This is a genomic window from Acinetobacter sp. KH_038 (assembly GCF_057839405.1).
The window spans coordinates 231,249-246,271 of record NZ_CM174489.1 but is presented as its reverse complement, the minus strand read 5'-3'; the positions used below and the strand labels follow the sequence as shown (position 1 = coordinate 246,271).

At 45.6% G+C, this 15,023-nt stretch carries 16 protein-coding genes and 5 tRNA genes; all 21 read right to left on the bottom strand.

The window, feature by feature from the left end:
• Positions 1-231 precede the first annotated feature (231 nt).
• A complete protein-coding gene (gene rplL, locus AC3IT7_RS01180; protein WP_475653721.1) occupies positions 232-597 on the bottom strand; it encodes a 50S ribosomal protein L7/L12 in 366 nt (121 codons plus the stop codon).
• Between the two features lie 48 nt (positions 598-645).
• Complete coding sequence (rplJ, locus tag AC3IT7_RS01175; RefSeq protein WP_475653722.1) at positions 646-1,152, bottom strand: 50S ribosomal protein L10; 507 nt, start codon at positions 1,150-1,152, stop codon at positions 646-648.
• A 324-nt stretch (positions 1,153-1,476) separates the two neighbouring features.
• Positions 1,477-2,172: a 50S ribosomal protein L1 gene (gene rplA / locus AC3IT7_RS01170; protein ID WP_475653723.1), complete on the bottom strand. Its 696-nt coding sequence runs from the start codon at positions 2,170-2,172 to the stop codon at positions 1,477-1,479.
• Between the two features lie 3 nt (positions 2,173-2,175).
• The gene (rplK, locus tag AC3IT7_RS01165) at positions 2,176-2,604 is read right to left on the bottom strand and encodes a 50S ribosomal protein L11 (RefSeq protein ID WP_004278614.1); all 429 of its coding nucleotides are present in this window, start codon (positions 2,602-2,604) and stop codon (positions 2,176-2,178) included.
• 119 nt (positions 2,605-2,723) lie between these two features.
• The gene (gene nusG / locus AC3IT7_RS01160; protein ID WP_475653724.1) at positions 2,724-3,257 is read right to left on the bottom strand and encodes a transcription termination/antitermination protein NusG; all 534 of its coding nucleotides are present in this window, start codon (positions 3,255-3,257) and stop codon (positions 2,724-2,726) included.
• Positions 3,258-3,264: 7 nt separating this feature from the next.
• Entirely contained in the window at positions 3,265-3,705 is a 441-nt protein-coding gene (gene secE / locus AC3IT7_RS01155; RefSeq protein WP_489249107.1) for a preprotein translocase subunit SecE, read from the bottom strand.
• 74 nt (positions 3,706-3,779) lie between these two features.
• Positions 3,780-3,855: transfer RNA gene (locus tag AC3IT7_RS01150), tRNA-Trp, on the bottom strand.
• Positions 3,856-3,907: 52 nt separating this feature from the next.
• Positions 3,908-5,098, bottom strand: coding sequence for an elongation factor Tu (gene tuf / locus AC3IT7_RS01145; RefSeq protein WP_489248589.1), 1,191 nt, complete (start codon positions 5,096-5,098; stop codon positions 3,908-3,910).
• 151 nt (positions 5,099-5,249) lie between these two features.
• Positions 5,250-5,324: transfer RNA gene (locus AC3IT7_RS01140), tRNA-Thr, on the bottom strand.
• 17 nt (positions 5,325-5,341) lie between these two features.
• A tRNA-Gly gene (locus AC3IT7_RS01135) sits at positions 5,342-5,417 on the bottom strand.
• Between the two features lie 38 nt (positions 5,418-5,455).
• Positions 5,456-5,539: transfer RNA gene (locus AC3IT7_RS01130), tRNA-Tyr, on the bottom strand.
• Positions 5,540-5,593: 54 nt separating this feature from the next.
• Positions 5,594-5,669 (bottom strand) — tRNA-Thr (locus AC3IT7_RS01125).
• 98 nt (positions 5,670-5,767) lie between these two features.
• On the bottom strand, positions 5,768-7,261 hold the full coding sequence (trpE, locus tag AC3IT7_RS01120; RefSeq protein ID WP_489249106.1) for an anthranilate synthase component I: 1,494 nt from the start codon (positions 7,259-7,261) through the stop codon (positions 5,768-5,770).
• Between the two features lie 108 nt (positions 7,262-7,369).
• On the bottom strand, positions 7,370-8,038 hold the full coding sequence (locus AC3IT7_RS01115; RefSeq protein ID WP_489249105.1) for a phosphoglycolate phosphatase: 669 nt from the start codon (positions 8,036-8,038) through the stop codon (positions 7,370-7,372).
• Positions 8,039-8,115: 77 nt separating this feature from the next.
• Positions 8,116-8,775: an FHA domain-containing protein gene (locus tag AC3IT7_RS01110; protein ID WP_489249104.1), complete on the bottom strand. Its 660-nt coding sequence runs from the start codon at positions 8,773-8,775 to the stop codon at positions 8,116-8,118.
• A gap of 63 nt (positions 8,776-8,838) precedes the next feature.
• On the bottom strand, positions 8,839-11,091 hold the full coding sequence (gene gspD, locus AC3IT7_RS01105) for a type II secretion system secretin GspD (RefSeq protein WP_489249103.1): 2,253 nt from the start codon (positions 11,089-11,091) through the stop codon (positions 8,839-8,841).
• 38 nt (positions 11,092-11,129) lie between these two features.
• Entirely contained in the window at positions 11,130-11,993 is an 864-nt protein-coding gene (locus AC3IT7_RS01100) for a type II secretion system protein N (RefSeq protein ID WP_489249102.1), read from the bottom strand.
• Entirely contained in the window at positions 11,993-12,736 is a 744-nt protein-coding gene (gene gspN / locus AC3IT7_RS01095; RefSeq protein WP_489249101.1) for a type II secretion system protein N, read from the bottom strand. Before gspN ends, AC3IT7_RS01100 begins: the two co-directional genes overlap by 1 nt.
• A 180-nt stretch (positions 12,737-12,916) precedes the next feature.
• Complete coding sequence (locus AC3IT7_RS01090) at positions 12,917-13,243, bottom strand: H-NS histone family protein (protein ID WP_475653851.1); 327 nt, start codon at positions 13,241-13,243, stop codon at positions 12,917-12,919.
• A gap of 143 nt (positions 13,244-13,386) precedes the next feature.
• Complete coding sequence (locus tag AC3IT7_RS01085) at positions 13,387-13,815, bottom strand: acyl-CoA thioesterase (protein ID WP_489249100.1); 429 nt, start codon at positions 13,813-13,815, stop codon at positions 13,387-13,389.
• Positions 13,816-13,823: 8 nt separating this feature from the next.
• A complete protein-coding gene (locus tag AC3IT7_RS01080) occupies positions 13,824-15,017 on the bottom strand; it encodes a heme biosynthesis protein HemY (protein WP_489249099.1) in 1,194 nt (397 codons plus the stop codon).
• Positions 15,018-15,023: the final 6 nt, after the last annotated feature.

The following is a 15,023-nucleotide window of genomic DNA, read 5'->3' as shown; positions in this document are numbered from 1 at the left end:
CACTCTTTACAAATGCTGCAATTTTTAGTGGTATTAAAACGCTTATCAATATTTTTTTTACTGAAAAATATTGGTAAACGTTTGATCATTATGTTTATTTTCAATTTGTATGATTTTTATATCATGCAAACAAAAATCGAGCCGATTATTGTAACGCAAAAAGGCTGATGACCCAAGAGCCATCAGCCAATTTTTGGAGCTGATTATAAAAAAACCGGCTCCCTTAAGCTATTACTTAAGAGTAACTGTAGCACCAGCTTCTTCAAGTTTCTTCTTAAGTTCTTCGCCTTCTTCTTTAGAAACGCCTTCTTTAAGAACTGCAGGAGCGCTTTCAACCATGTCTTTAGCTTCTTTCAAGCCAAGGCCAGTCGCTTCACGAACTGCTTTAATTACAGCAACTTTGTTCGCGCCAAAAGAAGTCAATTCAACATTGAATTCAGACTGTTCTTCAACAGCAGCAGCAGCAGGACCAGCAGCTACAGCTACAGCAGCAGCAGATACATTGAATTTCTCTTCGAAAGCAGAGATAAGTTCAACAAGCTCAAGAACAGTTTTTTCAGCAACTGCGTTTAGGATTTCTTCGTTTGTTAAAGCCATGAGAGTAACTCCAAATGGGTATTGAATGATGTGTGTGTAAGTTTGAGCTTAAGCAGCTTCTGACTCGTTTTTCTCTTGAAGCGCTGTAAGTAAGCGGCCCAATTTCGAAATAGGAGCTTGAAGAACGCTTGCAAGCATAGTAAGCGCTTTCTCTTGGTTCGGAAGATTCGCGATTACGCTTACTTCTTCGCCTTGATAAAGTTTGCCATCAAATGCAGCAGCTTTAAGTTCAAATGCTTTATTAGTTTTAGCAAATTCTTCGAACAAACGTGCAGCAGCACCCATGTCGTCTTCAGAATTTGAGAAAGCTAAGATTGTTGGGCCAACAAGGCTGTCATTCAAGATATTGAATTGAGTATCTTGAAGAGCACGTTTAGCCAAAGTGTTACGCACGATACGTGTAGTAACACCAAGTTTACGCGCTTCAACACGTAGAGTAGTTAACTGCTCTACAGTCAAACCTTGGTAGTCAGCAACAACAGCAGCAAATGCAGTAGAAGCAACTTCAGCTACTTCAGCTACGATCTGTTTTTTGCCTTCGATAAGAAGAGCCATTGTAAAACCTCCTAACGGTGATTTATGTACTTACGCGAAGTACACTCCCAATTCGTAAGACCATCACTGGACTCACACGCGGAGGATGAACAAATCACACCACCGCGTCTACGCAGGCTGGGCTATTAAGAGCGAAGCATAAAACTCCCCTCGCCCGCGGTCTTTGACGCTGATAAATTTACATTTATCAATTCAAAGTCTGCCTAAATTATCCCCTCTCCTTACAGGAGAGGGCTAGGGAGAGGTTTAATCCTCTTCCCGACCTTCTCCCAGAGGGAGAAGGAGACTTCTTCAGGGCTTTAAAATTCTGTAATAAGTCGAGACTTATTTAGAAACGTTAGCAACATCAACAGTAAGACCAGGACCCATAGTTGAGCTCAAAGTGATCTTCTGGATGTATACGCCTTTAGATGTAGCAGGCTTTAAACGTTTCAAGTCAGCAACAAGTGCTTCAACGTTTGAACGAACAGCTTCAGCAGTGAAACCTACTTGACCGATCGCAGCGTGGATAATACCCGCTTTGTCTACGCGGTAACGTGCTTGACCAGCTTTTGCATTTTTAACTGCAGTTGCTACGTCAGGAGTTACAGTACCCACTTTAGGGTTTGGCATTAAGCCACGTGGACCAAGAATCGTACCAAGTTTACCAACAACGCGCATTGCATCTGGAGCAGCAATTACTACGTCGAAGTCAAGGTTACCCGCTTGAATGCTTTCAGCAAGATCGTCGAAACCAACAACGTCTGCGCCTTCAGCTTTAGCGGCTTCAGCAGCAGCGCCTTGAGCGAATACTGCTACACGTACAGTTTTACCAGTACCTGCAGGAAGTGTAGTCGCACCACGAACAACCTGGTCAGATTTACGCGGGTCAACACCTAGGTTGATCGCAACATCCAAAGATTCTTTGAATTTAGGAGCCGGAAGGCTTTCCAAAACTGCAACAGCTTCTTCTAGCGTGTAAACTTTGTGCGCTTCTACAGCAGCAACAATCGCTTTTTGACGTTTAGTTAATTTAGCCATGTCTTAAAGCTCCACTTCCAAGCCCATAGAACGCGCAGAACCAGCAATGGTACGTACACGTGCGTCTAAATCAGCACCAGTCAAATCTGGTTCTTTAGTAGTCGCAATTTCTTCGATTTGAGCACGAGTCAACTTACCAACTTTAGTTTTGTTAGGTACAGCTGAACCCTTCTGGATACCAGCAGCTTTCTTAAGAAGAACAGCAGCAGGTGGAGTTTTCATGATGAATGTGAACGACTTGTCGTTGTACACAGTGATCACAACTGGAATTGGCAGACCAGCTTCAACTTTTTGTGTCGCAGCATTGAATTCTTTACAGAATGCCATGATGTTCACACCACGTTGACCTAGTGCAGGACCAATCGGTGGAGATGGATTCGCTTTACCAGCTGGAACTTGCAGCTTGATATAGCCGTCAATCTTCTTAGCCATTTCAAATTACCTCTGGGTGCTAACGCCGGTGAAGGCTCCCCAATGATTTCAAGTAACGATACCGTTACAACAACAATGCCTGATTTGCACGCAAATCAGGCGTTTTCAACCCAAAACAATTAAACTGATTTTTCGACTTGACGAAATTCCAGTTCAACCTGTGTTGGACGGTTAAATACATTAATGGTCAACGTTAAACGTGACTTTTCGTATAGAACTTCTTCCACCACACCTTTAAAGTCTGTGAATGGACCGTCAACTACGAGTAATTCTTCGCCTGGTTCAAACATCGTCTTAGGACGAGGAGATTCACCAGTATTGCGTACACGCGCAAGAATCGCATCGGCTTCTTTTTGCGTAATTGGCGCCGGTTTTTCTGCCGTACCACCAATAAAGCCTAAAACTTTTGGACATTCTTTAACAATGTGCCAAGTATCATCGTTCATTTCCATTTCGACTAGTACATAGCCCGGAAAGAACTTGCGCTCTGATTTACGTTTCTTGCCATCCTTCATTTCTACCACTTCTTCGGTAGGAACCAGGACTTCACCAAAGCTATCGGCAACAGCGCTACGCTGGATTCGATCATTAAGCGAACGCATTACTTGTTTTTCATAACCTGAATAGGCATGAATAATGTACCAACGTTTCATAGCTCTCTTACCCGATAATAAACTTGATTAACCAGCCTAAAATATAGTCAAAACACCACAACACAATGGAGGTGATGACAACTACAACAAGAACTTGCCAAGATGTGGACATCGTCTCTTGCTTGGTAGGCCAGGTCACTCGACGTAACTCGATTCGTGCATCTTTCAGCAGACGAATAAAGCCTTTGCCTTGATGGGTGGCGTATAATAAACCGAATGCCGCGACGATACAAGCCAAAATCACCCCAACACGCACCCAGATATCATTCGCAGGTGCCCAGTATGCTGGTAAATATTGGTTTACCATCATTGCACCAACCAATAAAATCAAGGCGATAACCCATAGAACCATGTCTAATGGAGAACCAGAACTTACATCTACTGCAGGATTATTTCTTTGAGGAATTGCCGCTTCGCCTAATGCGTCGCGTGATTTTTCATTCGACATTTTTGTACTCGTCGTAGGTTTCGCGACTTATTATATGACCAATTTTGCCGACATCAAGCGTCTTTTTAAAAACTTGGCAGGTCAGGAGGGACTCGAACCCCCAACATTCGGTTTTGGAGACCGACGCTCTACCAATTGAACTACTGACCTGTAAAATAACAAGCTGGAGCCGAAACCCCAACCTGTTTATCTTATTCTATGATTATGCAGTTACTTTAGCAACTACACCAGCACCAACTGTACGACCGCCTTCACGGATCGCAAAACGTAGACCTGGGTCCATTGCGATTGGGTGGATTAGCTCTACTGACATTTCAACGTTGTCACCAGGCATTACCATTTCCACGCCTTCTTTAAGCGCGATCGCACCAGTTACGTCCGTAGTACGGAAGTAGAACTGTGGACGGTAGCCGTTAAGGAATGGAGTGTGACGACCACCTTCTTCTTTAGAAAGTACATATACTTCCGCATCGAATTTAGTGTGTGGCTTGATCGCACCTGGTTTAGTCAATACTTGACCACGTTGTACGTCTTCACGCTTAGTACCACGTAGAAGAACACCACAGTTCTCGCCTGCACGACCTTCGTCAAGCAGTTTACGGAACATTTCAACGCCAGTTACAGTTGTTTTAACTGTATCTTTGATACCAACGATTTCAACTTCTTCGCCTACTTTAACGATACCAGTCTCTACACGGCCAGTTACTACTGTACCACGACCAGAGATTGAGAATACATCTTCAATTGGCATAAGGAATGGAAGATCGATTGCGCGTTCTGGCTCTGGAATGTAAGAGTCAAGTGCATCAACAAGTGCAACAACTGCTTGCTCGCCGTACTGACCTTCGTCACCGTTAAGTGCAAGAAGAGCAGAACCACGGATCACTGGAGTGTCATCACCTGGGAAGTCATAAGTAGAAAGAAGTTCACGAACTTCCATTTCAACCAGCTCAAGAAGCTCTTCGTCGTCTACAAGGTCGCATTTGTTCAAGAATACAACGATGTAAGGTACACCTACCTGACGAGAAAGCAGGATGTGTTCACGAGTCTGTGGCATAGGACCATCAGTCGCAGCACATACAAGGATCGCGCCGTCCATCTGAGCAGCACCAGTAATCATGTTTTTAACATAATCGGCGTGGCCCGGGCAGTCTACGTGAGCGTAGTGACGAGTTGGAGAATCGTATTCTACGTGTGAAGTATTAATTGTAATACCACGTGCTTTTTCTTCTGGTGCAGAGTCGATTGCAGCGTAATCACGTGCTTCGCCACCGAATTTCTTCGCACATACAGTTGCAATTGCAGCTGTTAAAGTTGTTTTACCATGGTCGACGTGACCAATTGTGCCCACGTTAACGTGTGGCTTATTACGTTCAAACTTAGCCTTAGCCATGTTAATACTCCTCGTTTACGTCGAACACAATTCTGAGTCAAAACCCAGTTCCGACATGTCGTTTAAAAAAACCAAATACCAAATACTTGAAAAGCAGACTAAATAGCCTGCTTTCTGAATATTGCGCAATAAAAATTGCTAAACTGTAATCTGGAGCTCTTATCGAGATTTGAACTCGAGACCTCTCCCTTACCAAGGGAGTGCTCTACCACTGAGCTATAAGAGCAAATATTAGTACTTCAATGGAGCGGGAGACGAGGGTCGAACTCGCGACATGTAGCTTGGAAGGCTACCGCTCTACCAACTGAGCTACTCCCGCACGATGTTGGTACAAACCACTTATTGAAGCATTAAAATTGGTGGTGAGGGAAGGATTCGAACCTTCGAAACTTTCGTAGCGGAGTTACAGTCCGCCCCCTTTGACCGCTCGGGAACCTCACCATTTTACACTTACATCAGTGCTATTCTTTACTCAACCCTTGAAACTCTCTAAGATGGTGCCGGCACACGGATTCGAACTGTGGACCTACTGATTACAAGTCAGTTGCTCTACCAACTGAGCTATGCCGGCGTTTCTTAGTGTTTCGTACGTTTCGTATCGGAACGGTGTGCAGTTTAGCAAAACTCTCAAACCATGCAAGTGTTTTTTTCAAAAAAAACCGCAAAAACTCATAAAATCAAACCATTTGATGATAATTCAACCGCTTTGATCACTGCGCGAGCTTTTATTTGGGTTTCATTCCATTCTGATTCAGGATTTGAGTCCGCCACCAGCCCTGCACCGGCCTGTACATAGACCTTATTTTCACGAATCACACAGGTACGAATCGCAATCGACATGTCCATTTCACCATGCCAGCCTAAATAACCGACAGCGCCGCCAAAAATTCCACGTTTTACCGGCTCAACTTCGTCAATAATTTCCATGGCACGAATTTTTGGTGCACCTGAAAGCGTACCGGCAGGGAAAGTTGCCTTAAAAACATCCAAGGCATCGACATCATCACGCACTTCGCCTTGTACATTCGAAACAATATGCATCACATGCGAATAACGTTCGATCACCATTTGATCAGTCACCTGAACTTTGCCAATTTTTGCGATGCGTCCGACGTCATTGCGTCCCAAATCAATCAGCATGACATGTTCGGCAATTTCTTTTTCATCCGACAGCAAGTCTTGCTCAAGAGCCAGATCTTCTTCCTTGGTCTTGCCACGCGGTCTGGTGCCTGCCAGTGGACGTACCGTCGCAATCCCGTTTTCCAGACGGGACAGAATCTCGGGTGAAGAACCGACGATATGAAATGGCGTATGGTTTTCCAGGGTTTGCCCTTGTACCAGAAACAGGTACGGTGATGGATTGAGATGACGCAGCGCTCGATAGACCTGTAAAGGATCGCCATCGAAGTCGGAGACCATCCGGTGCCCCGGTACCACCTGCATCACATCCCCGGCACGGATATATTCTTTGACCTTTTCTACCGAGGCAATAAAGTTGTCATGCCCGGTGAGGGACTCAAAGTGTGGCGGCGTATGTTTTGCAGCCTTAAGACTAACCGGTGTGGCCAGAATGTTTTCTAATTCATTTAATTGTTCATGTGCTTTTTCATAGGCAGTCGGATCAGCTGCATCGGCATGCACAATCAGGAATAAGGTATCTTTCAAATTATCAAAGACAATCACGGTTTTCGAGAGCATCATCCAGATATCTGGCAAACCGACCGGATCTGCTTCGGGGACATTTTGCAGCTTTGGTTCAATATAACGCACGGCGTCATAGCCAAAGTAGCCCACCAGACCGCCAGTAAAGCTTGGAAGCTGTGGCAAGTCTGCTTGCGTCGGCACTTTAAACTGGGCCTGAAAGTCACGGATATACTGAAAAGGATCTGCACAGTGCTGCTTTTCAAGCGAGCCGTCCGCATGCTGCACCGTCAGCTCGCCGGCATTGCAGGAGAATACTGTGGATTCACCCAGCCCGATGATTGAATAGCGTGCCCAGTTCTCTCCCCCTTCGACAGACTCGAATAAATAAGCCTGTTGATGCTGTTTAAGGCGAGCAAAAATGGAAAGTGGGGTATCGGTATCAGCTAGACGCTGACGGTAAACAGGAATCAGGTTATAGCCTTGCGCAGCAAGTAGTTGAAATTGTGCTTGTGTGGTCATCAGATGCTTCTCTATAAATTGGGTTTACTCAGTGTGTAAATAGACTTGAACTGAGCGACGCCATCGAAAAACCTGATAACTATTCATTTTATTTTCCTAATACCCTAATTAAGCAAGCAGTTCACGTAGATCATCGACAATTTCTTGCGGATGACAGTCTGCTATGTTTTCACCATGATTATAGCCGTAGCTCACTACAATACAATCAATCCCGGCTCGACGTGCGGCCTCCACATCATTGGAGGAATCCCCGATCAGCAATACCTGTTCTTTGGTTACACCATACTGTTCGACACAGTGCAATAACTGGCGCGGATGCGGCTTACGCTCACTAAAGCGGTCTCCACCAATAGTATCGGCAAAATAATGCGCCATATCCAATGTGTCCAGAATCGCGCGAGCAGGCAGTTCCGGTTTATTGGTGACACAGACCAGGGTCTTGCCCTGTGCTTTGGCCCAATCCAGAAATTTCAGAATTCCGGGAAATGGTACCGTATCGACACAAGGATCGACATTATAAATATCCAGAAAAGTGGTCAGTAATTCCTGATGCTGGGCTGGGGTGACTTCACCGACCAGATGCTGCAACACACTCTCACAAAATATCGAGGTGCCCTTGCCCACCCAAGTCCGTACCTGTTCTTCGGTCACCAGCGGCAATTGCAGCACGTTCAGGCTCATATTCATGGCACGATACAGGTCATGCGCCGAATCCACCAGGGTGCCATCCAGATCAAATAAGATCAGTTCGCGCTTTTCTAATTGTGCAATAGACATCCCGGCCCTCTTTATCGTATTCGCAGCCACAAAAAAGGCATGCGTTGTGCATGCCTTGATTGTAACCAATCATCGGCTTATTTGAACATTAACCAGGCCATAATCGCTAAAATAATCAAGACAATTACTGAAATCAGACCAACAGATACATTTTTCTGGGTTTCTTTTTCCTGCTCCACCCGTGAAACAGGCTGCTCCACCGGCACTGGCACCGGTTCTGGTTTCACCGCAGACAGATCTACGCCTTCCGGAATCGGTGCCGGTTTTGGAATACCGACACTGGTTGGCATCCCGTCTCGGGTCAACTGCACCGAAGCATCGCGCTGTTTCAGTTCCGGTATCCCTTGCTCATTCATTTGCTGTGCAGGGCTTGGCTCTGTCACTTCCACCTGTTCCACGACTTTTTCTGCCGTCGCTTCAACCTCTGGTGCGACTTCTATTGCAGCAACAGGTGCCAGCACGGAAAATTTCAGGCTGGCAAACTGAACAATATCATCCTGCTTGAGCAAGGTTTCCTGCGCAATCTGCACATCATTGACAAAAGTGCCATTGGATGAACCCAAATCCTGCACCCAGAGTGCGTCATCTTTCAGTAAAAATGCAGCATGCTTGCGAGAGATTTCTGCGGCCTGCAATACAATGTCTGCGGCCTGATGACGCCCTACCAACATATCGCGGTCAATACTAATCTCTTGCCCTGTCAAGTCGCCTGTAATCGCGTGTATTTTCCAAGTCATGAAAGTTACTTCTCTTTTCTCTTTGACATTATCATAACATGCTGTCTGTCCATGCTACATCAGCTAACTTTTCGGTCGCAGTGTGGTGGTGGTCACGGTATTTTGACTCTTTTCGACTTGTTGTACCGGTTGTGACTGCAATGCCGGCTCGATTGCCATAGGCGTCACTACAGCAGCGGCCGGCCGAGCGGGTACTGGTGCAGTAGGTACAGTTTGATAAGGCGAATTTTGCAGCGGGGTTTTTGAGACCGGAATACGCTGTTGATAGACATCATCGACCTGATCCGGCAGCTTGGCAAAGTTCCCGTCAGAATCCAGTGCCAGTTGCAGGCTGTAGAGTTGACTATAGCGTTTCTGGGTCAGTTTACTGACTTCATTTTTATCCCCCACAATGGTCGGATGGATAAAGATCAGCAGATTACGTTTCTGGTTGGATTTTCCTTCAGAACGGAATAGACGTCCTATCCCCGGAATGGCTCCCAGACCTGGAACCGCCTGACGGCCATAACTGGTGTTGTCCGAAATCAGCCCCCCCAGCACAATGGTTTGCCCATGTTCAGCCAGAATCGAGGTTTTGATCGCACGTTTGCTGGTTACCAGATCCTGTGCCTGTCCTTTGCTGGCTTTGACATCCGAGACTTCCTGTTCGACTTCTAAACGCACTGTGCCATCTTCGCCAATATGCGGTACTACCTTTAAGGTGACCCCGACATCTTTACGCTCAATGGTGGTATAGGGATTGGCTACACCAGACACTCCTGTAGACACCGAACCGGTGACAAATGGAACGTTCTCACCGACCACAATATAGGCCTCTTCATTGTCCATGGTCACAATGGACGGCGTAGACAACAGATTCGATTTGGTGGTTTCTTTCAGGGCCTGAATCAGCGCTCCATATAAACGGCGTGAACCATCACTGCCTTCACGATAATCGCCCAGTACCAGTGAAGTTCCTGCACCGACAGCACTTGCCGCACCTGCACCACCACCGGTGAGATAACCGGCGGCCACATTTTTGAGACTGGCACCAAAATTATCAAAATTAATCAGACCAATACCACTACTGATATCTCCTAGGGCCCATTGCACCCCGAGCTGATCGGCATCTGTACCTTCGACCTCAATAATGGCAGCTTCAATCAGCACCTGTTTACGGCGAATATCCAGCTGATTAATTGCTGATTCGATTTCCCGCATCAATTGCGGATCGGCCTTCACCACCAAAGAGTTCTGTGTGGCATCTGCAATAATACTGACCCCGTTTGCGCTAAAGCTGCTAATTCCGCCCTGCTCGGTATTCATACCCGTATTCAACTGAATACCGGAGGAAGTATTACTGCCGTTAGTGCTGCTATTACTATTATTATTTAAATTACTGCCAGAATTGAGTAAAGATGAACTCGAAGAGCTACCACTAGCGTTTGCATTACTGCTCACCGCCTGCCCGGTCACCAGCCCCTGCAAGATCTCTGCAAGATTTTTGGCACTGGCATATTTCAGACGAAAGACTTTCAAGCCGCCCAGACGGTCTGCCGCTGGCACATCCAGGGTTTCGATAATTTGACGCACGCGCTTGCGTGTCGTGGGATCACCCTTAATAATAATCCGGTTAGTCCGGGTATCTGCGATGACACGCACCCGTGAACCGCGAACATCTTTGGCTGCACCCGTGGCCGTCATCGACTCGATCAGTTCGATCATTTCCTCGGCCTGACTCGATTGCAGACTGACCGCTTCAATATCATTTTGGCCGGTACCATCCAGATTACGGATGATGGTTTCCAGCTGATAAATATTATTGGCACGATCCGACACAATCAGCGCATTGGTGCCCGGCACTGCTGCCAGATGTGCAAATTGTGGCATCAAGGGGCGCAGCGCTGGAATCAGGTCATTCGGATTGGTATTTTCCAGCCACAACACCCGAGTCACGATCTGGTCGCCACTGGCACGGCTTCTGGCATCATAGGGAATGCCCGAGCTTTTGACATTGCTGTCCGGCACCAGCTTGATGGTATTGCCCGAAGGAATTGCCACCACGCCATTGACATTCAGCACCCCTAAAAACAGGTCATAGACTTCATTTTTATTCAGCGCTTTATTGGAAATCACCGTCACATTGCCACGCACCCGCGGATCGACCGCGAAGTTCTTGCCGGTAATGTCGGCCACTTCATTGATGAAAGCAGTCAGGTCAGCATCCCGCAGGTTGATTTTCCAGGTTTGTGCATAGCCCGCCGTACTGATCATTGCGATGACTGGTGCCGCCACACAGAATGCCCATGCTGATCGATTATTATTAAATAAAGCCATAAACTTTCGTGTTTCCTAACCCTATACGTGATGACACATCACTTCAAATCTTGTTGTATGGTCATCACCTGATCACCACGTTTTATTTCGAGTTTGACCTGACCTTCACGTCGAGCCTGTTCCAGTAATTGCGCCTCGGTTTGTCCCTGGCTCAGCGTCTGGCCATTTAAAGACAAAATCCGGTCTCCGGGTCTTAAACCGAGCCGATTACGCAGTGCAGCCGGTGTGCGGGAGGTAATTTCAAAGCCACCGTCCGATGCACTGACCCCCATATTCTGTAAATACTGGTCCTTGTTTTCCTGCATCTGCTGGATTGCGCGACCAATTTCATTTTGCGCTGAAGGCGAGTTCTGTGTTTCAGCCGTATTACTGGTATCTGTATACGGCGCAGACAGCGAATTGGATCGTGGAGTGGCCGGCACAATAGGCTGATTTAAGCCATTTTCCAGACCCTTGAACAAAACTTCCTGGGTAGCACCAGTTGCTCTGCGCAAAATGACCCGATCCCAATACACTTCTGCCAATTCAAAACCACTGTTGCCCAGCATCTCTCCAACGCGATAACGATCCACCTGATCGTTGACTTTCAGCACCGCAGAAGAGTTATAGCTTGGACTGGCAACCACCACACCTTGTAAAAGAATATTGGCAACTTCTACCCCGACCGTAGCCTGTCCGCTTTCCTGAAACAGGGAAAAGCCACTGATATTGGGAATTTGAGCCTGTTGCGAGCCCAGCTCCACCCGATCCAGCTGCATGGCTTGAGGTGGCGCAATCAGCAGCCAGAACATGGCTGCCAGTTTCCAGCATAAATACAGAATCAACAACAGCAATACGACAGGCGCAACACGATTGGCCTGGTTTAGATCGATATTTTTTAAATCGCCGAGAGAAATGGCCATTATTTCAAGCCTCCCATCAGCGGCTGGCGGGTACTGATCACATAAGTATCCAGACCGGCTTTACCTTCATAAGAGGGCGCATTCATCAGGAAGCGCTGGGTAAGCTGGATATCCAGCATCAGTGTAGGGTCAAGCTTGATATTCAGCATGCGTTGATCTCGGCTGTCCCGAACATCGAGTAATAGCTGTCCGCTTTCATCTGCCAGCTGCCCGGTCATGGCCGGTACATTCATACGTTCCTGACGCTGAGCAAAGGTATAAATCAGTTCGCCACCCGCCCATTGCATCTGTCCGGCCACCTGACTGAAGCCTTGTTCTTGTTTATATTTAAAATCCAGATCTTTAAACTGAATGGCCGTACTTGGCCATTGCCAGTCTGCGACTTTTTTTAAGGTTTCAGGCGCAAGCTGACCTTGAAGATTTTTAACGATCAGGGCTTTATTCAGCCCATACCCCATTACCCCTGAAAGCTGGGTATTGCCACTATGCAAATCGACATCGGCTGCAACACGCAGCAACAGCAGATCCAGAGGCCGGACTTTCCAGTTCAGGCTTCCCCGGAGATTGCCTTTTTTCCAGTCCGCACTGCCCTGCCAGATATTCCCATTTACATTATGCAAAAGCTGATTATTTTTATAAAATTTTGAAATCAACCAGGCTGCAGGCACTTGCAGTATGACAAAAACAAAAAACGCCACAAGCGCAAGGATCAACCATCGTAAAGCTTTCGGTTTATTGCTCATCCCACCACGACCAATATCTCAAGTCTAAATCCCCATTTATAATCTTTTCCTTATACCAACACATTATGCACACTTTTTTCCCAACGCCAATTCATAGATATAAAAAAACCAAGCATTCCTGCTTGGTTCAGTCATCTTAGACTGCCTGTATGACAGCCTAATGACGATCTTAAAAAAGGCTTAGATCAGGAAATCTTCCAGCTTTGCACCTTTATCCAGTTCTGCCACTAACCAGCGCGGCTGTTTACCACGACCTGTCCAGGTATCTTCCGGATTGCTTTTGCTACGATAACGTGGCTCTACCGACTTGCGTGATGATTTCTTGCGTTTAGATGCACCAAATTCGAGCAACTGCTCAACCGTCATGCCCACTTTTTCAGCAACAGCCAAGATTTGCTGATAAGCATCTTCAATCTCTTGGTCTTTTTTTGAAGCAATTAGTGATTCTGCTTCAGCTTGTAAACGTTTCAACTCTTCTACGGATAAATGAGTGATATCTGGCATAATGCTCTCCAAGTAAATAATATTATTTGTTTTGTTAAATAATATCCCCATCATATTTATATTAAATAAAACATTCAATATAAATATTTAAAGCAATAACAATAAAGTTTAAAAATAATCACAAAATTAAATAATCAATTCATTTTTCAGATTTCATGTTGCGCAGTTAATTCAAGGGTTTTGATTTTTTCACGGATATACTGCGGAATTTCTGTTTTCTGCAAGGTGTTTTTATCAATACAGACAATAACTGCTTCTGAAGTGGCCACGATACTTTGCTGCTGTTCACTCCATAATAAATAATGCATTCTGAATGCACTATTTCGGATCTCTTCAATACGCGCTGCAACTTTTAAATGATCTGGAAAAACCACCGGCTTTAAATAACGACACTGATTTGAAGAGACCACGGTAGATACCCTTTCATTCAGTAAATCCAATGCCCCCAGATACGCCAGACGTGCATTTTCGATATAGCGGTAATACATGGCATTATTTACATGTCCCAAGGCATCCATATCTCCCCATGCCACATTCTGTGCATAAATTACTGGATATTGTTTTAATTCTGACATCATGATTCTCAAATTTTAATTTCGATAAAGTTTACATTGGACTCAAATACTGCATTTAACTGCTGGAGCAGGTCTTCCCGGTCTTGCAAGGCCGCTTTAATTCTCAGATAACTCATACGGATATCGTCTGGATACAGGTGAAGCAGTTGCTGGGCTTGCTCGGTATAACCTGTGGCCTGTAATACATGCCATTTGGTAAAATTCAAAATCGGTAATGCCGGATACCGGGTTTCCCAATGTGAAATCTGCTGTGCAATACAGTCATAATCCGGGTTTTGTCGCAATAACTGCTGCTGGAACCATAAATAAAATACATCCTGGTTAAACTGCTGTTCTAGTAAATGCACTGCCAGGGTTTCATGCTCGGCACTCATTTCCGGCATTCTGAATAATAATTTTAGCCATAATAACTTGACTGCGTAGTCACGATTAAATACTTGCTTTTTTAAATCTAAATAGCGCTGCTGTAAATAAATCAAATCATCGGGTATGGCTTGATCATAGGCCAATAATAATTGTTCCAGCCATGATTTTTTTACTTCTTGGTCTAAATGACCATATTTAGTCGAGCGTAAATATAACCAGGGAAACTGCAGTGCAAATACTCCCCATAATGTGTTTAATCGCTGTTCATAGGCAGTTTTGACCTGAATTAACCAGGGTGATAATTCATGCTGATTTAAAAATTCTAAATGGGTCAGTGCTTGCTCACCTTGCTGCTGTGATAAATAAATTTCAATACGCTGTAATTCTGCCAGTTCAAATGCCATCGGATTGGACTGATTTAAAGTCGTCAATGCCTCGGTATATTGCTGCTGTCCCCAAGATAATCGTGCATCAATAATATGTTTGAGTAAGCCCGATTTGCTGAAAGACTGCTGAATAAAATCCCGTTGTTCCTGAGCGGCATTTAATAACCAGATGACGGCCAGTTGTTCATAAGGATGCAAGTGGGCAAAACTAAATACCGTCTCACTTTTACGCTGCTCACGACTGCGATACTGCCGGATGGCGTACCAGATTAAATGAATCAGGAAACTTACAGTGACCAGGGCGGCCGCCAAAAACCAGATGGTGGTTTGCAATTGCCACTCACGCCAATATAAATAGACATAGCCAGCCCCATGTCCATAACTCAGGAGACTTAGCCCGGCTATCCCCAGCAAGCAGACAAATAAATAGGCCAGCAAAATCTGTTTCATAAGCAA